The sequence below is a fragment of the Micromonospora sp. NPDC050686 genome (genome assembly GCF_040654475.1).
Lineage (GTDB): Bacteria > Actinomycetota > Actinomycetes > Mycobacteriales > Micromonosporaceae > Micromonospora.
Genome location: NZ_JBFAID010000005.1, coordinates 1 through 16,602, shown reverse-complemented (window position 1 = coordinate 16,602; position 16,602 = coordinate 1). Strand labels below are relative to the sequence as shown.

Sequence of the window (16,602 nt, the reverse complement as noted above, 5' to 3'; positions counted from 1 at the left end):
CGGACCAGAAGGCGGGAGCGGCCACCGCACGGGGTGGCCGCTCCCGCCGGCGGTCGGGCGGGCGGTGGTGCCGGCTCAGCGCATCCGGGCCACGACGTAGGCCGCCCACTGGTCGCAGAACGTGGCGTACGACACGCCGAGCACCTCCTGCGTGCTGGCCTGCACCGTCTTGCCCCGGTAGTGCGTGGCGACGAACTCGAAGACCTTGCGCTCGCCGTACCGCTCGGCGATGTAGGTCATCGCCGAGTGGCCCAGCCAGTAGTGGTAGGAGCCCCGACCGCTCATGTCCCAGCTGAAGTTGCTCGGCATCGGCAGGTCGTAGCCGAGCGAGCGGAGGATCCGCCGCGACTCGGGGGTGCGGTCGCTCTTCGTCCAGGACTGCCGCTGGGCGCCCATCCACTCCGCGAAGCCCTCGACGACCCAGTTCTCCAGCTCCTCGCCGGCGTACTTCTTCGGGTCGTGCTGGCGCAGGTTGAACACGATCGAGTGGGCGAACTCGTGCCGGAAGATGTTCGCCCGCAGCGCGGTGCCGTTGCGGAAGAAGAATTCGTCGGCCACGTCGATCACCACCCGACTGGCGCCGACGTCGGGGCCGCCGCCCTCGCGCTGGGTGTCCATCCAGCCGGCCGGGGGCACCGGGATCGACACGCCGGACTCGTCGGGCAGCTCCTTCGTCACCCGGTACAGCGAGCCGAGTTCCTTCTTGCCCTTCACCAGGGAGAGCACGAAACCCTGCGGGATCTTGCCGGCCACCCCGCCGGAACGCCAGGTGGCCAGGTCCGCCGCGGCGGCCCGGTCGGCGAGCTGCGCGTACCGCTTCGCCTCGGCCTTCAGCTTGCCGTCGACCAGGATGACGGTGTGCGGGGTCCGCTCCACGTGCAGGTCGGACCACTTGTCCCAGGGCGCGGGATAGTAGGTGAGCTGGTCGCGCTTCGGGTCCACGGGCAGCCCGCCGGCCTTGGTGACCTTGACCGGTGCGCCCTTGGCCGGGCGGAGCAGCGTCCAGCGGTACAACTCCTCCACCGGGGTGAGGTCGAACTCGAACCGGTGCACGAACGAGATGGTCACGTCGACGGTGACCCGATCACCGGCCCGCTTGAAGTCGGTCTGGGTGACCCGCTCGAACTTCTGCTCGGCCAGCGGCACTTTCAGCAGGTTGCGGAAGAGCCGGGTCTGCTGGGCGACCAGCGCCTTGTTCGCCGGGTCGAACGGCGCCAGGAACGTCTTCAGGTCCTTGGCCCGCAGCGCCTTGCCGCGCGCGTCGAGCAGCGCCTCGATCTCCTCCTGCCGGATCGGGTTGTACTTCTCGTCCAGCTCCGCGGCGCTCGCCGCGTTCTGCGCGTCGAGCTGGGACTTCAGCACCACCGCCGAGCCGGTGCAGAGCGCCAGGACCAGCACCACCGCGCTGAGGGTGATCCACAGCCAGCGCTTGGACCGCCGCACCGGAGGCGGCGCGACCGGGGGCGGGTACCCGCCGTACGGGGGGAACTGCGGCGGGCCGTACCCGGGCGGCGGGGATCCGTACGGCCCGGCGGGTGCCGGCGGGAACGCCGTCGGCGGCCCGTACCCGGCCGGCGGCGGGGCGAACGGTGCCGGCGGCGGCGGGAACGACCCGGCCGGTGGCGGGGCGAACGGTGCCGGCGGCGGTCCCGGGGGTGCCGGGACGGGCTGGCCGGGGGCGGCGGGCTGGGGGAAGGAAGGAACGGATGGGGTTCCCTCGGTCATGGCGGGTCCTCGCTCGGGTCCGTCGCTCGGGCGCGTCCGGGCCACGGCCGCCCCGGATCGGATTCGCGCCATTATTTCCGGCCGCGCCGCCGCGCACTGCCCCGGACCGCCCGGCCCGGGGAATCGCGGGCGTGGGCGTCGCCACACGGTTGCGGTGGCCGGACCCCTCGCGGCGACGAACGGTGGAAGACTGACCGATCGACGCGGATCGGATCCGGAGGTACGGAGGCAGGCGTGCGCTGGCGCAGCTACGTGGCGGTGGGGGACAGCTTCACCGAGGGGATGGACGACGCCTACCCGGACGGCACGTACCGGGGCTGGGCGGACCTGGTGGCGACCCGGCTCGCCGCCGAGAGCGGGCCGGACTTCCGGTACGCGAACCTGGCCATCCGGGGCCGGCTGTTCCCCGCCGTGGTGGCCGAGCAGGTGCCGGCCGCGGTGGCGATGAAGCCCGACCTGATCAGCTTCGCGGCGGGCGGGAACGACGTGCTGCGGCGGACCTTCGACCCGGACACCTTCGTGCCCCGGTTCGACTCGGTCGTCGGTCAGCTCCGGGCCGGCGGCGCGGACGTGGTGCTCTTCCGGTTCGCCGACGTGATGGCCCGCCTGCCCGGGCAGCGCCTGGTGGCCCCCCGGGTGACCCTGCTCAACCGGGCGGTCGGCGAGGTCGCCGAGCGGCACGGCGCGATCCTCGTCGACCTGTACGCCGACGACACCTACCTCAACCCGATGTTGTGGAGCACCGACCGGCTGCACCTGTCGGCGGCCGGGCACCGCCGGGTCGCCGCGCAGGTGCTCGCCGCGCTCGGGGTGGGCTGCGACGAGGAGTGGCTGCTGGTTCCGCCGCACCCCGCGCCGACGCCGTGGCTGGCTGCCCGCGCCGCCGATCTGCGCTGGGCCGGCCGCTACCTGGCCCCGTGGATCAAGCGGCGGCTGACCGGGCGCTCCTCCGGGGACACCATCAGCGCCAAGCGACCGGTGCTCGGCCCGGTCAGCGACTGATCGTGCGGACCGTCCACGCGGCCGAGTCGCTGCGGCTGACTCCGGACGGGCCGACCCGCCCGGGCCACGCGGTGCTGGTCGACGGCGACCGGGTGGAGGCGGTGGCGGCGCTGGACGAGCTGCTGGCCGCGTACCCCGGGGTGCGGGTGCGGCGGTGGGCCGGCACGCTGGGGCCGGCGCTGGCGCACGACGGCCCGCTGCCGGCCGCGCCGACCCCACGCGAGCGGGTGCACGCGCTGTTCCGGATCGGCGTCGGCGCGGTGCCCGCCGCCCACCTGGCCGACCCGGCGTTGCGGGCCGCCGCCGCCCGCAACGGCCTGGCCGTGCCGGACCGGCTCCGGCCACCCGTGCTCGTCGTGGGCGGCCGGGCCGACCTGGCCGTCTTCGCCGACGACGGCGCCTGCCTGGCCACGGTGGTTGCCGGCCGGCTGGTGCACCGGCGGGCCTGAGCTGCCCGCAGGTTCAGGAGTACCGGATCCAGTGCCGGTTGATGCCCCGACCGGCACCGAGGAACTGTGTCTCGCCGGAGCGGATCTCGATCGTGTCGTCGGGCAGGACTGCCACGCTGGCCCGATCGTCCGGGTTGGCGCGCAGCTCGGGGATGTCCAGGTAGCGGCCGTCAGCCACGAAGCCCACCCCGCCGTAGGTGCTGGTGACCACCAGCACGCCATCGCCGGCGGCGGCCACCTCGTGCGTGTCGTCGGGCAGCGGCGGACCGGGCTGCCAGCGGTCGCCGACCAGCCGCCACGCCCCGTTCGGCCGGTCCGTCCGCACCAGCCAGACCTCGCGGCCGTCGGGCGAGACGTCGATGCGCCGGCCGGCCGGGACGGCCGGTAGCTCCCGCCAGGGGCCGCCCGCGTAGTCGCTGGTGAGGACCCGCAGCCGGTCGCCCTCGGTCGCGGTGAGCCAGTATCGCCCGTCGGAGCCGGGAAGGAAGGTGGCGTCCCCGCCGGGCTGCAGGGTCACCGGTGGCTGGTGCGCCAGCGGGGTCCCGTCGAGCAGCACGACCTTCAGCTCGGCGCAGGTGGCGGTCGGTCGGGTGCCTTCCTGCGCAGCCGGGCAGCCGAGGTGCTGACCACCCTCGGCGGCGGCGCTGCGCCAGATCGCCTCCGGTGGCGCGCTCACCGGGTGGCTGGTCCAGCTGTCACCACCGTCGCCGGTGACCAGGTAGCGGCCGCCCACGGCCACGGTCAGCGTCGCGTTGTCCACCGGCAGCAGGTGCGCCGCGCCGTTTGCGGCCGGCAGCGGGGCCGTCCGTCGCCAGCTCACCCCGCCGTCGGTGGTCCGCCCGACCGTGCGCCGGCAGACCTGGGCCGCCAGGTCCCTCCGCTCGCAGGTGTCGAAGAGGGCCCAGCCGTCGGCCGCGCCGGTGAAGCGCACTTCGGCCAGCCGGCCCGGGACACCCGGCAGCGCCACCTTCCGCTCGGTGATCTTTCCGGTCGGGGAGACGGTGGGCGCGGGTGACGGCGTCGACCGGTCGCCCCGGCCCGCGACCGCGTACCCGCCGGCCGAGCCGGTGAGCAGCAGGGCGGCCAGGCCGGCCAGCAGGCCCCGGCGACGCCGGCGGCGGTCCCGCACTCGGCGCTGCGTCTCGGGTACGCCCGGCGGCCGGAAGGTGTCCCGCGCCGCGGCCTCGAATTCGGCGAACATCTCCTCGATGGTGGTTTCAGGCACGGCCGTCCTCCGGTCCGTTCTCGGTGAAGTAGCCGGCCAGGGCGGCACGGCCCCGGGAGAGCCAGGAGCGGACCGTGCCCTCGGGCGCGCCAACCTGCTCGGCGATCTCGGCGACGGTCAGTTGGGCCAGGTGGTGCAGCACGATCGCCCGGCGCTGGTTGGCGGGCAGGGTGGCCAGCGCCCGGGTCAGCGCCACCCGATCGGGTTGCGGGCCCGGCACGTGCTCCTCGCGCTGCCGGGCCAGGTGCCGCACGGCGGTACGCACCCGGCGCAGCCGGCTGGTCGCCAGGTTCCAGGCCACCCGGCGGACGAACGCCGACGGGTCGTCGTACCCGCTGATCCGGCTCCAGCGCTCCAGCGTCCGGCAGAAGGCCTCCTGGGCCAGGTCCTGCGCCTCGGCGTCGTCGCCCAGGTACGCGTAGAGCTGCACGGCGATGCGGTGGAAGTGCGCCTGGTAGAAGTCGGTGAAGTCCGCCGGTGCTGCCGCGGGCCGGGGCGGCCCGGTCTGGTGCCGTACGGTCATGCTGATCCTCTGTGGTCGACGGGGGCCTCCCCACTGTCACGTGCGACGGGCCACATCCGCTGCACCCGATCGGTGATGCCGGGCCGGGCCGGGATGATCCGGCGTACCTTGGGGCTCATGCCTGTGCCGAGCGATCCGAACCCCCGACTCCAGTCGTACGCCGACCCGCAGCGCCTGGTCACCACCGAGTGGCTTGCGGAGCACCTCGGCGACGAGGGCCTCGTCGTGGTGGAATCCGACGAGGACGTGCTGCTCTACGACACCGGGCACCTCCCGGGCGCGGTCAAGGTGGACTGGCACACCGAGCTGAACGACCAGGTCACCCGCGACTACCTGGACGCGCGCAGCTTCGCCGAGTTGTGCGCCGCGAAGGGCATCGGCCGGGACGACACGGTGGTCTTCTACGGCGACAACTTCAACTGGTGGGCGGCGTACGCCCTCTGGGTCTTCACGCTCTTCGGCCACCCGGACGTGCGGCTGCTCGACGGCGGCCGGCAGAAGTGGATCGCCGAGGGGCGGGAGCTGACCCGGGAGAAGGTCACCCGGCCGCGCGCCGAGTACCCGGTGCCGCAGCGCAACGACGCGCCGGTCCGGGCGTACCGGGAGCAGGTGATGGCGCACGTGGCCGCCGGCCGGCCGCTGGTCGACGTCCGCTCGCCGGGCGAGTACACCGGCGAGATGCTGCACATGCCGGACTATCCGCAGGAGGGCGCGCTGCGCGGCGGGCATATCCCGGGCGCGGTGAACAAGCCGTGGAAGTCCGCCGCGAACGACGACGGCACCTTCCGGTCCGCCGACGAGCTGCGCGCCATCTACGCCGACCAGCTCGGGCTGAGCCCGGCCGACGACGTGGTGGCGTACTGCCGGATCGGGGAGCGGTCCAGCCACACCTGGTTCGTGCTGCACCACCTGCTGGGTTACCCGCAGGTCCGCAACTACGACGGCTCGTGGACCGAGTGGGGCAACCTGGTCCGGGCCCCCGTCGTGCGGGGGGACCAGCCGGGCGGCCTGGCCGGCTGACCCGGGTCGCCGCCCGGCCCCGCGCCACCGCCGGGGCCGGGCGATCACCCCGGGCGCTCACCCGGCGGCGAGGGCGATCTGACCGGTCGCGTTCCGGGTCACGCCGGTGAACTCGCCGGTCTCCGGCTGCCAGCGCACCAGCCCGCCGGCGTCGTGGCGCAGCAGCACCGCGCCGTCGGAGTCCCAGCCGAGCACCTCGCAGCACGCCTTGGCCACGCCCTCCCGGCCGAGGTCGAGCAGCCGGACCACCGCGCCGCTGCGGGCGTCGAGCACCGCGACCCCCTCGTCGCCGCCGCGCACGTCGGTGCTGGTCCAGCCCGCCCGGGCGATCTGGTCACCCCGCTGCCAGCCGCGGCCGTAGAACTCGTCGACCCGGTAGGACCCGGACAGTGGGGCACTGCTGATCTTTCGCTGCTGCCGGACCGTGCCGTCCGGCAGGGAGCGGTCGCGCAGGACCAGACCGTCCTGGACGCCGCCGAGCTCCGCCACCGTCGCCGGGCTCCCGGCCGGGTCCGGCGCGACCGTCTCCCAGATCGAGCCGGCGACCGGGTCGGCCCGCCCGGACACCGGGTCGACCAGGTAGGTCCGGTCGTCGCCGCCGACCAGCACCCGGTCGCCCACCCAGACCGCCAGCTCCAGGTAGCCGTCGAGGGGGAACCGGCGCACCCGCGCCGAGGTCAGGTCGACCACGATCACCTCGCCGGTCTGCGGGAACACCGCGGTACGTCCGTCCGGCGAGAGCTGGCCCGGCTTCAGCGCCGGCGCCTCGTTGCCGCCCCGGTCCCGGGTGGCGGCGGGGGTGACCACGTCGAGGCTCCGGACCAGCCCGTCGTCGCCGAGCGACCGGATCTCGCCGCCCGTCCAGGTCTCCCGGTCGATCGGCTGGTACAGGGCGAGCGCCCGGCGTACCGGTCGGGTGGAGAGCGGCGCGCCGGGCGCGTCGGTGAGCCGGGACAGCGGACCGCCCCGGTACACCGGCTCGGCGGGTGGGCGCTGCACGGGTGAGCCGGTCGAGCTCGGAGCCGGCGGCACCGCCGGTGGGGCGGCGTGGTCGGTCGGCCGCAGGGCCAGCGCCGTGGCCCCGGCGAGCAGGGCGACGGCCAGCGCGACGGCCGCCACCGCGCGCCGGGTGCGCCGCCGCCGGGCCCGTTCCCAGCCGGTCGACGCCGGGCGGAACGGCCGGACGTCCGTCGCGGCCACGGTCAGCAGCCGGCGCAGTTCTTCCTCCTTCACCGTCCCACCTCCATCCCGGCGCTCCGGCCGTCCTCCGGTCCGCCGACGCCCAGGTCGGGGGCGACCTGCCGGAGCCGGCGCAGGGCGTCGTGGCACTGGCTCTTCACGGTTCCGACGGTGACGCCCAGCACCTCGGCGGTGGCCGCCTCGGTCAGGTCCTCGAAGTAGCGCAGCACGACCACCGCGCGCTGCCGGGGCGGCAGCCGGTCGAGCGCGGCGCGCACGCTGAGTCGCAGCGCACCGTCGCCGTCGCCGGTCTCCCGCTCCGGCGGGTACGCGCTCAGCCACTCCCGTCGGCGTCGCCGCCACCAGGAGATCGTGTCCCGGTAGAGGATGGCCCGCACGTACGCGGCCGGGTCGCCGTCGCGCACGGTGGGCCAGCGCAGCGCCAGCTTGAGCAGCGCGTCCTGGAGCAGGTCCTCGGCCTGGTGCCGGTTGCCGCAGATCAGGTACGCCGCCCGCAGCAGGCGGTGCTGGTGGCGCTCGACGAAGTTGACGTAGTCGTCCCGCCCGTCGTCGGCTCTCCCGGGGTCCATCCGGTCCCCCTCCCACCGCTCGTCGCGCCACCCGTCGCCCCTTGGACGCCGGGGCGGGCGGAAATGGTTGGGCGGTCAGCCGGGCGGGGTGCCGCGCAGGTAACGCTGGACGGTCGGCGCGATCCAGGCGACCAGCTCCGCCGGCTCCGCGTCGGCGACCGGGGGGATGCGCAGCACGTACCGGGTCAGCGCCAGGCCGAGCAGCTGGCTGGCCACCAGGCCGGCCCGCCGGGGGGCCTCGGCCGGCGCCACCCGGGCCACCATCGCGCCGAGCTGCTCGGCGAAGATCTGCCGCATCCGCTCGGCGGCGCCCGGATTGGTGCTGGCGGTGCGCAGCAGCGCCGCCATCCGCTCGTCGCCCTCCCAGCGGTCCAGGAAGTGCCGCACGAGCGCCTCGCCGACCCGCTCGGGCGGCACCGCGGTCAGGTCGGGCAGCCGCAGGTCGACCTCGGCCGCCGCGGCGAAGAGCGCCTCCTTGCTGCCGTAGTAGCGCATCACCATGGACGGGTCGATCCGGGCGTCGGCGGCGATGGCCCGGATGGTGGCCCGGTCGTAGCCGTCCGCGCCGAACCGCTCGCGGGCGGCGCGCAGGATCGCGGCGCGGGTGGCGTCGGAGCGGCGGGCGCGGGGAGCCGGGTCGGTCATGCCCACGAACTGTAGGCCAACGCCCACGTCAGACCGTGATGACGACCTTCGCTCGCGCGTGCTCACCCTCGAGGTACCGGATGGCCTCGGGTACCTCGTGGAGTGGATACGTGCGGTCGATGACCGGGGTGAGGCGGCCGGCCTCGGCGTGGGCGCGGAGCGTGTCGAGGTGCTGCCGGCTGGGTGTCGCCGCGAGGGTGACGACGCGGTGCCGGACGACGGGTGCCAGCAGCCGTCCGCGGGCGATCAGCCAGACCGGCCCGACGAGGCTGCCGCCCCGGTACACGCCACCGCCGGAGAGGACCAGCGTCCCGGTCGGGGTCAGCGCCCGCCGGAGCGCGGTGAGTGAGCGGTTGCCGACCAGGTCGAACAGGACGTCGTGGCGGTGCGTGCCGGAGGCGAAGTCCGCGCGGGTGTAGTCGACGACGTGATCGGCGCCGAGGGAGCGGACCAGGTCGACGTTGCGGGTGCTGCACACCCCGGTCACCGTCGCGCCGAACGCCTTGGCCAGTTGCACCGCCAGGGTGCCGACGCCGCCGGAGGCGCCGTTGACGAGGACGTGGTGGCCGGGCTCGACCCGCCCGACGTCGCGCAGCCCCATGAGCGCGGTGACGCCGGCCAGCGGCAGGGCCGCCGCCTGCTGCGGGGTCAGGTTCGCCGGCTTGGCCGCGACCGAGGTCTCGGGCACGCACACGTACTCGGCGAACGCGCCGTTGGCGTCGCCGAGGTCGCCGAAGACCGGGTCGCCGGGGCGCACCTGCCGGACGTCGGCGCCGACGGCCTCGACCCGGCCGGCGAAGTCGCGGCCACGGATGCGCGCCCGGGGCCTTGACCGGCCCATCGCCAACCGGGCCAGCCATGGATCGCCACGCATGGCATGCCAGTCGTACGCGTTGAGCGCGGCGGCCTCGACCCGTACGAGCACCTCGTCGGGGGCGGGGACCGGCGCGGCGACGTCGGCGAGGGTGAGCGTCTCCGGTGGCCCGTATCGATCCTGGACGATCGCCTTCATCTTCTTCTCCTCAGGTGTACGGCGTACACCCACGGTAGGTGTACGCTGTACACCTGTCAAGGCGGTTATGGTTCCAACGAACCCCCGCCGAAGACGAGGACGAGATGGCCGAGCAGGCTGAGGTGCTGCGCCGGACGCCGCTGAGCAGGGACCGCGTCCTGCGAGCCGCCGTCGCGCTCGCCGACGAGGCCGGGATCGAATCGCTCAGCATGCGCAACCTCGCCCAGGATCTGGGCGTCGTGCCGATGGCCCTCTACAAGCACGTGGCCAACAAGGACGAACTGCTCGACGGCATGATCGACGTGGTCGTCGGCGAGATCGACCCGCCGGTGCCCGACACCGACTGGAAGCACGCGATCCGCCGGCGCATCCTCTCGGCGCGGCAGGTGCTGCAACGCCACCCGTGGGCGCCGCTCGCGATCGAGTCGCGGAACATGGCGACGCCGGCCGTCCTCGCCTACCTCGACTCGGTGGTCGGGACGCTGCGGTCCGGCGGATTCTCCGCCGACCTCGCCCACCACGTGATGCACGCGATGGGCAGCCGGATCCTGGGCTTCAGCCAGGAACTGTTCGACGCGTCTCGGCGTGCCGGCCGGTCCGGCGCGACCGACGCCGGCCCACCGGCCGACCTGCCACCGGAGGTCGCCGCCCGGTTCCCGCACCTCGCGGAGATCGCCACGGCGGCCGCCCACGACGACGAGTCGGTCGTGGGGCAGGGCTGCGACGACCAGTTCGAGTTCGAGTTCGCGCTGGACCTGCTGCTGGACGGCATCGAACGGCTGCACCGGCAGGGCTGGACGTCGTCGCACCGGTGACCGGCCGGCGCGAAGCGCCTCCCACGGCCTGGCGGCTTTCCTGACGCACTCCCGAGTCCGCCAGATGTCAGGTGCCTGGACCTCGCCCCGATGGCCGTCCGCCCCGCGCTCCGGCGCGGGGTCGCCGGGAGGGCCGCCGGTCGCTACGCTGACAACACTTGCCAACGGCTGTTGGCAAACGACTGTTGGCAACTGGAGGTGGGTCATGCTGCCCGAGCGCACCGACGTCCTGGTGGTGGGGGCCGGGCCGACCGGCCTGGCGGTGGCCGCCACGCTGGCCCGGCGCGGCGTCCCGGTGACCGTGGTCGACCGGCTGGCCGAGCCGCCGGTCACCTCCCGGGCCGCCGTCGTGCACGCGCACACCCTGGAGGTGCTGGACCGGATCGGGGCGGCGGCGCCGCTGGTCGCCCAGGGCGTCCGCTCGCTCCGGTTCCGGGTACGCGACCGGGACCGGGTGCTGCTCACCGTGCCGTTCGGCGACCTGCCCTCGGCGTACCCGTTCGCGCTGCTGGTGTCCCAGAGCCGGACCGAGGCGGTGCTCACCGACCGGCTCACCGCGCTCGGCGGCCGGGTGCTGCGGCCGTACGAGATGACCGGGCTGGACCAGGACGCGACCGGCGCCGTGGCGAGCTTCGCCGGCGGCTCGACCGTGCGGGCCCGCTGGGTGGTCGGCGCGGACGGCATGCACAGCCAGGTCCGCGAGCTGGCCGGCATCGGCTTCGCCGGCCCGGCCGGCCCGGCCGAGTCCTTCGTCCTCGCCGACGTACGGGTGCGCAGCGAGCTGCCCCGCGACGAGGTGTCCCTCTTCCTCGCCCGCCAGGGGCCGCTGGTCTGGGCGCCGCTGCCGGACGGGCTGGTCCGACTGGTCGCCACCGTCGCCGACGCCCCGCCCGCGCCGGACGCCGCCCTGTTCCAGGCGCTGCTCGACCAACGCGGCCCGGTCCGCTGGCCGGACCGGGTGACCGAGGTGTGCTGGACCTCCCGGTTCCGGATCCACCACCGGGTGGCCGAGCGTTACCGGTCCGGCCCGGTGCTGCTCGCCGGCGACGCCGCCCACGTGCACAGCCCGGCCGGCGGGCAGGGCATGAACCTCGGCATCTGCGACGCGGTGGTGCTCGGCGACACCCTGGCCGACGTGCTGGCCGGCGGCCCGGCGGCGCGGCTCGACGAGTACTCCGCCGCCCGGCGTCCGCTCGCCGAGGAGGTGGCCGGCTTCGCCGACCGGCTGACCCGGCTCGCCACCGTGCCGCCGGCCGCCCGGCCGCTGCGCGACGCGCTGTTCCGCACCGTCGCCGGGCTGCCACCGGTGCGGCGGCGGGTGGCCCGGCGGCTGTCCGGGCTCGACCACCGGGGCCGGTCCGGGCCCGCCGAGCGGGGCTGATCCGACCCGGCCGTCACGGCGAAGGGGCGCCGGTCGAGGTGACCTCGTCCGGGGCGGCGCGGGACCGGCAGTGCCAGAGCAGCCGCAGCGCCCCCACCGCCAGCCCGATCACCATCAGCGCCCAGAGCGGCCGGTACGGGAGCACCACCACGTGCAGGGCGATGTTGGCGACGGCCGCCGCCGCCGCCAACCGGAGCGCCCAGTGACGGCCGGTGAACAGCAGGAGCCCGGCCGTCAGCACCAGCGCCGCGGTCACCAGGTGCGCCCAGACCCAGCCGGTGACGTCGAGGTGGAACACCCCCTCGGAGGTGACCACCACGTACGGGTCGCCGTGGAAGTCGTCCGTCGCGGCGAGCGCGTCGAACAGGCCGGCCCCGGCCAGCAGCAGCCCGGCCAGCATCAGCCGCCGCTTCCTGAGCTCGGCCTCCTCGTGCCCCGTCACCGCACCCTCCTCCCGCCCCAGCCTAGGGACGCGGCGGCGACCCGTCCTCGGAACCCCACCCGTGCAGTGTCCGCCACCCAACCGCAGTGACCAGGGCAAACACCACGGCGGCCGCCCAGCCGACCGGGACCAGCCCGTACGCCCCGGCGGCGAGCCCGGCCGCCGCCGCGCCGACCGGCGCGCTGGCCAGGCCGACCACCCGCTGCGCCGCGCCGACCCGGCCGAGCAGTCGGGCCGGCACGTGCCGCTGGCCGTACGCGGACCGCAGGCTGTTCCACACGGTGCTCCCGGCGGCGAAGCAGGCCAGCGCGACGGCTCCGGCGACCGGGTGCCGGGCCGCCGCGAACCCGGCCAGCGCCACGCTCTGCCCCAGCAGCACCCCGCGCAGCGCCCGGAGGGTGCCGAAGCGCGCCGCCAGCCGTCCCGCCCCGAGCGCCCCGACCAGCCCGCCGACCACCGCTCCCGCGGCGAACAGCCCGTACGCCGCCGGTGGCACGTGCAGCACCTCCAGCGCGTACAGCACCAGCACCGCCATGATCCCGCTGATGGCGAGGTTCGATCCGGCGGTGGCCAGCGTCAGCGCCCACAGCACCGGGTCCCGGCGTACCCACCGCACCCCGGCCCACGCCTCCCGCCACACCGGCCCGGTGGGCCGGCCGGTGACGGGCGGAGCCGGCACGATGCCCAGCACGAGCAGGGCGGCGAGCGCGAAGGTCAGCGCGTTCAGGCCGAAGGGGAGGGCCGTCGAGACGGCGAAGAGCAGGCCGGCCAGCGGGGCGCCGAGGAAGCCGCCCGCCACCGCCGCACCGGCCTGGAGCCGGCCGTTGGCGGCCGGCAGCGCGCCCGGTGGCACCAGCGCCGGAAGCACCGCGAACGAGGCCGCGTCGAAGAGGGCGCCGAGGGTGGCGAGCAGGGCCGCGACCGCCGCCACCGTGGCGACACCGGCCCGGCCGCCGGCGATCAGCACGGCCAGGCCGGCGACCACCGCGGCCCGCGCCGCGTCGACCGCCGCCATCGTCCGGCGGCGGTCCCACCGATCGGCGTACGCCCCGCCGAGTAGGCCGAACAGCAGCGGAGGGAGCTGCCCGGCGACGGTCACCACGGCGATCGCCCGGGGGTCGCGGGTGAGTGTGGCGGCCAGCAGCGCCAGGGCCGGCGTACGCAGGGCGTCGCCGAACCGGGAGGCGACGGCGGCCCACCAGAGCAGCCGGTAGTCCCGGCCGAGCAGGGAAGTGGTCACGGCGGTCATGCCGGCCGACCCTGGGCCGTGAACCCGGTCGAGGGTCAAGGGTGCGTGCCGGCCGGCGGCCCGGTGTCCACGTACTGCGACTGACGGGTAACCGTGACTGCCCCGCCTCCCGGCCGAGGTCTAGGCTTGCCCGGTGGCGGTGGAACAGCAGGCGCCGGGTGCGACCGGCGCGACGGGTGCGGGTCGGCGCCGGTCCAGGCGCGACGAGATCCTGGAGATCGCGGTCGGCCTCTTCGCCGCCCGTGGCTACCACGGCGTGTCGATGGACGACATCGGCGCGGCCGCCGGGGTCACCGGCCCGGCGCTCTACCACCACTTCGCCGGCAAGGAGGCGATGCTCGTCGCCGCGCTGATCCCGGTCAGCGAGGGCCTGCTCGCCGGTGGCCAGGAGCGCGCCGCCGGTCACCCCGACGACCCGCGCGCCGCGCTGGAGTCGCTGATCGACTTCCACGTCGACTTCGCGCTGGCCAACCCCGCGGTGATCGCGCTGCACCTGCACGAGCTGGACCGCCTGCCGGACGAGCCGCGCCGCCGGATCCGCCGGTTGCAGCGGCTCTACGTCGAGGAGTGGGTGGTCGTGCTGACCGCGCTGCACCCGGGGATGCCCGCCGGGGAGGCGCGGGTGCTGGCCCACGCCGCGTTCGGCCTGATGAACTCGACGCCGTTCCTCGGCGGGGAGGTGGACCGGCGGCGCCGGGCCGCGCTGCTGCGCTCGGCGACCCTGGCCGCGCTGCTGGCCGACGGCTGAGCGGACAGCACCGGGGCGACTCGTGCCGGACCGGCCGCGCATGGTTACCTGACACCCGTCCCCACCCCTGGACGCCGGGAGGAAACATGATCGAGTCGCTGCTGGTCGCCAACCGGGGCGAGATCGCCCGCCGGATCATCCGTACCGCCAAGCGGCTCGGGATCCGTGCGATCGCGGTGCACTCGGAGGCCGACGCCGGCCTGCCGTTCGTCGCCGAGGCCGACGAGGCGGTCTGTGTCGGCCCGGCCAACCCGGCGCAGAGCTACCGGAACGTCGAGGCGATCCTGGCCGCCGCCCAGAAGACCGGTGCCCAGGCGATCCACCCCGGTTACGGCTTCCTGTCGGAGAACGCGGACTTCGCCCGTACCGTCGAGGCCGCCGGGCTGATCTGGGTCGGACCCGGGGCCGACGCGATCTCCGCGATGGGCGACAAGATCAATGCTCGGAACCTGATGGCCGCGGCCGGCGTGCCGGTCGCGCCCGGCACCACCGACCCGGCGGCCAGCGTCGACGCGGCCGTCGCGGCGGCGGCGGAGATCGGCTACCCGGTGATGGTCAAGGCCGCCGCCGGGGGCGGCGGGATGGGCATGGGCGTGGCCGCCGACGAGGCCGAGCTGCGCACCCAGTACGAGAAGGTCGGCGCGTTCGCCGACCGGATGTTCGGCGACGGGTCCGTGCTGATCGAGCGCTACTTCCCCCGGGTACGCCACGTCGAGGTGCAGATCCTCGGTCTCGCCGACGGTCGGGTGGTCGCGCTCGGCGAGCGGGAGTGCTCGGTGCAGCGGCGAAACCAGAAGCTGGTCGAGGAGTCCCCGTCGCCGGCGGTCTCCGCGGAGCTGCGGTCACGGTTCCTGGCGGCGGCCGTGCGCGCGGGCGAGGCGGTGGGCTACCGCAACGCCGGCACGGTCGAGTGTCTCCTCGACCCCACCACGCAGGAGTTCTTCTTCCTGGAGATGAACACCCGGCTGCAGGTCGAGCACCCGGTCACCGAGTACGTCTACGGCGTCGACCTGGTCGAGGAGCAGCTGCGGGTGGCGGCCGGCCTGGCGCCGACCTTCGACCCGGACGCGCTCGCCCCGCGCGGGCACGCCATCGAGCTGCGGATCAACGCCGAGGACCCGAAGCGCTTCCTGCCCGGCCCCGGCGTGATCGCCACCTGGAACGAGCCGACCGGCGACGGGGTGCGGGTGGATTCCGGCTACGTCGCCGGCAACACGGTCACCCCGTTCTACGACAGCCTGATGGCCAAGCTCATCGTCAGCGGCGCCGACCGGGCCGAGGTGATCGAGCGGGCCAGGGCCGCGGTCGCCGGCTTCGAGATCGCCGGCCCGAAGAACAACATCCCCTTCTTCGCCGAGCTGCTGGAGAACGCGGAGTTCCTCTCCGGCGACTACGACACCGGCATCGTTTCCCGGATGCGTTGACCTGGTGCGATGCTGGGAGACCATGTAATCCCGTCACAGTGAGGTGACCTCTTATGGCGGAACTGCCGGATTTCGTGAGCATCCGGGAGGTCGGACCGCGCGACGGGCTCCAGAACGAGGAGCCCATCCCGACCGACGCCAAGGTACGGCTGCTCGACGCGCTGTCCCGGACCGGCGTCAAGCGGATCGAGGCCGTCTCCTTCGTGCACCCGAAGGCGATCCCCCAGATGGCCGACGCCGACGAGGTGTGGCAGCGGGCCACCCGGGCCGACGGGGTGCGCTACTCCGCGCTGGTGCCGAACACCCGGGGCGCGCAGCGGGCCCTGGCCGCCGGTTTCACCGAGATCGAGGTGGTGGTCTCGGCCAGCGACACGCACAACCGGCGCAACGTCAACCGGTCGACGGACGAGTCGCTGGACGACATCGCCGAGCTGATCGACCTGCTGCACGGCGCGGGCGCCCGGGCCGAGGTGATCGTGGCGACCAGCTTCGGCTGCCCCTATGAGGGAGACGTCGACCCGCGGCGGGTCGCGGCCATCGTCGACCGCGTGGTCCGCGACGGCGCCGACCGGGTCGCGTTCGGCGACACCACCGGCATGGGTACGCCCCGGCGGGTCCGCGAGCTGCTCACCGCCGTACGGGACCGCAACGCCCACGTGCCGGTGCTGCTGCACTTCCACAACACCCGGGGCACCGCGCTGGCGAACATGCTCACCGCGATGGAGTTGGGTGTGACCGAGTTCGACGCCAGCGTCGGTGGCCTGGGCGGCTGCCCGTACGCCCCGGGGGCCAGCGGCAACCTGGCCACCGAGGAGGCGGTGCACATGCTGCACGACATGGGCATCGACACCGGCGTCGACCTGGACGCGTTGATCGAGGCGGCCGAGCTCGCCGAGGAACTGGTCGGCAAGAAGCTCCCGTCGGGGGTGCTGCGGGCCGGCCCCCGTACCCGCCTCACTCCGTTGCCCGCCTGATCCGTCCGGACATGCCACCGGCCGGCACCCCGTGTTCGGGGTGCCGGCCGGTGTTGTTGGCTCAGCTGTTCCAGTGCTGGGCGACCAGGTCGGTGGCCTGCTGCTCCCACTGTGCGTACGCGTCCGGGTAGGCGGACACCTGCACGGTCTGGGCGGCCTTGGTCAGCGGCATGTCCTGCCAACCGTCGACCTGCTTCAG

At 74.8% G+C, this 16,602-nt stretch carries 17 protein-coding genes; 8 read left to right on the top strand and 9 right to left on the bottom strand.

Translation table 11 applies throughout. The features are described 5' to 3' along the window. Positions 1–75: 75 nt before the first annotated feature. On the bottom strand, positions 76–1,725 hold the full coding sequence (locus AB0H57_RS06515; RefSeq protein ID WP_357503366.1) for a hypothetical protein: 1,650 nt from the start codon (positions 1,723–1,725) through the stop codon (positions 76–78). A gap of 234 nt (positions 1,726–1,959) precedes the next feature. On the opposite strand from AB0H57_RS06515, the gene AB0H57_RS06510 reads away from it, so the two are divergent. Together AB0H57_RS06510 and AB0H57_RS06505 are read left to right on the top strand one after the other, a co-directional pair. Then, positions 1,960–2,727 carry an SGNH/GDSL hydrolase family protein gene (locus AB0H57_RS06510; RefSeq protein WP_357503364.1) on the top strand — a complete coding sequence of 256 codons (768 nt, stop codon included), beginning with the start codon at positions 1,960–1,962 and terminating at the stop codon, positions 2,725–2,727. A gap of 2 nt (positions 2,728–2,729) precedes the next feature. After that, a complete protein-coding gene (locus AB0H57_RS06505; protein ID WP_357503362.1) occupies positions 2,730–3,176 on the top strand; it encodes a hypothetical protein in 447 nt (148 codons plus the stop codon). Positions 3,177–3,189: 13 nt separating this feature from the next. Here the strand turns inward: AB0H57_RS06505 and AB0H57_RS06500 are convergent, their stop codons facing one another. Both AB0H57_RS06500 and AB0H57_RS06495 read right to left on the bottom strand, forming a co-directional pair. Then, positions 3,190–4,401 (bottom strand): hypothetical protein, encoded by a 1,212-nt coding sequence (locus AB0H57_RS06500; protein ID WP_357503360.1) that lies wholly within the window; start codon positions 4,399–4,401, stop codon positions 3,190–3,192. Next, the gene (locus AB0H57_RS06495; RefSeq protein ID WP_357503358.1) at positions 4,394–4,924 is read right to left on the bottom strand and encodes a SigE family RNA polymerase sigma factor; all 531 of its coding nucleotides are present in this window, start codon (positions 4,922–4,924) and stop codon (positions 4,394–4,396) included. Before AB0H57_RS06495 ends, AB0H57_RS06500 begins: the two co-directional genes overlap by 8 nt. Before the next feature lie 117 nt (positions 4,925–5,041). Between AB0H57_RS06495 and AB0H57_RS06490 the strand changes: the two genes are divergently transcribed. Next, the gene (locus AB0H57_RS06490; RefSeq protein ID WP_357503356.1) at positions 5,042–5,944 is read left to right on the top strand and encodes a sulfurtransferase; all 903 of its coding nucleotides are present in this window, start codon (positions 5,042–5,044) and stop codon (positions 5,942–5,944) included. A gap of 57 nt (positions 5,945–6,001) precedes the next feature. Here AB0H57_RS06490 and AB0H57_RS06485 read toward each other — a convergent pair whose 3' ends face one another. From AB0H57_RS06485 to AB0H57_RS06470, 4 genes are all read right to left on the bottom strand, one after another. Next, positions 6,002–7,177 (bottom strand): hypothetical protein, encoded by a 1,176-nt coding sequence (locus AB0H57_RS06485; RefSeq protein ID WP_357503354.1) that lies wholly within the window; start codon positions 7,175–7,177, stop codon positions 6,002–6,004. Beyond that, positions 7,174–7,713: a SigE family RNA polymerase sigma factor gene (locus AB0H57_RS06480; RefSeq protein ID WP_357503352.1), complete on the bottom strand. Its 540-nt coding sequence runs from the start codon at positions 7,711–7,713 to the stop codon at positions 7,174–7,176. Before AB0H57_RS06480 ends, AB0H57_RS06485 begins: the two co-directional genes overlap by 4 nt. Before the next feature lie 75 nt (positions 7,714–7,788). Continuing rightward, on the bottom strand, positions 7,789–8,358 hold the full coding sequence (locus tag AB0H57_RS06475; RefSeq protein ID WP_357503350.1) for a TetR family transcriptional regulator: 570 nt from the start codon (positions 8,356–8,358) through the stop codon (positions 7,789–7,791). A 28-nt stretch (positions 8,359–8,386) separates the two neighbouring features. Next, positions 8,387–9,370: an NAD(P)-dependent alcohol dehydrogenase gene (locus AB0H57_RS06470; RefSeq protein WP_357503348.1), complete on the bottom strand. Its 984-nt coding sequence runs from the start codon at positions 9,368–9,370 to the stop codon at positions 8,387–8,389. A 104-nt stretch (positions 9,371–9,474) separates the two neighbouring features. Here AB0H57_RS06470 and AB0H57_RS06465 point away from each other — a divergent pair, with 104 nt between their 5' ends. Beyond that, positions 9,475–10,185: a TetR/AcrR family transcriptional regulator C-terminal domain-containing protein gene (locus AB0H57_RS06465; RefSeq protein ID WP_357503346.1), complete on the top strand. Its 711-nt coding sequence runs from the start codon at positions 9,475–9,477 to the stop codon at positions 10,183–10,185. Between the two features lie 205 nt (positions 10,186–10,390). Next, positions 10,391–11,566, top strand: coding sequence for an FAD-dependent oxidoreductase (locus AB0H57_RS06460; protein WP_357503344.1), 1,176 nt, complete (start codon positions 10,391–10,393; stop codon positions 11,564–11,566). Between the two features lie 13 nt (positions 11,567–11,579). Here the strand turns inward: AB0H57_RS06460 and AB0H57_RS06455 are convergent, their stop codons facing one another. Together AB0H57_RS06455 and AB0H57_RS06450 are read right to left on the bottom strand one after the other, a co-directional pair. Next, positions 11,580–12,008: a hypothetical protein gene (locus AB0H57_RS06455; RefSeq protein WP_357503342.1), complete on the bottom strand. Its 429-nt coding sequence runs from the start codon at positions 12,006–12,008 to the stop codon at positions 11,580–11,582. A 22-nt stretch (positions 12,009–12,030) separates the two neighbouring features. Next, positions 12,031–13,257: an MFS transporter gene (locus AB0H57_RS06450; protein WP_357503340.1), complete on the bottom strand. Its 1,227-nt coding sequence runs from the start codon at positions 13,255–13,257 to the stop codon at positions 12,031–12,033. A 133-nt stretch (positions 13,258–13,390) separates the two neighbouring features. On the opposite strand from AB0H57_RS06450, the gene AB0H57_RS06445 reads away from it, so the two are divergent. The 3 genes from AB0H57_RS06445 to AB0H57_RS06435 all read left to right on the top strand — a co-directional run bounded on the left by AB0H57_RS06445 (position 13,391) and on the right by AB0H57_RS06435 (position 16,403). Beyond that, positions 13,391–14,005 carry a TetR/AcrR family transcriptional regulator gene (locus AB0H57_RS06445; protein WP_357503338.1) on the top strand — a complete coding sequence of 205 codons (615 nt, stop codon included), beginning with the start codon at positions 13,391–13,393 and terminating at the stop codon, positions 14,003–14,005. 86 nt (positions 14,006–14,091) lie between these two features. Next, a complete protein-coding gene (locus tag AB0H57_RS06440) occupies positions 14,092–15,429 on the top strand; it encodes a biotin carboxylase N-terminal domain-containing protein (protein ID WP_357503336.1) in 1,338 nt (445 codons plus the stop codon). A 53-nt stretch (positions 15,430–15,482) separates the two neighbouring features. Next, complete coding sequence (locus AB0H57_RS06435) at positions 15,483–16,403, top strand: hydroxymethylglutaryl-CoA lyase (protein WP_357503334.1); 921 nt, start codon at positions 15,483–15,485, stop codon at positions 16,401–16,403. The last annotated feature ends 199 nt before the right edge of the window (positions 16,404–16,602 follow it).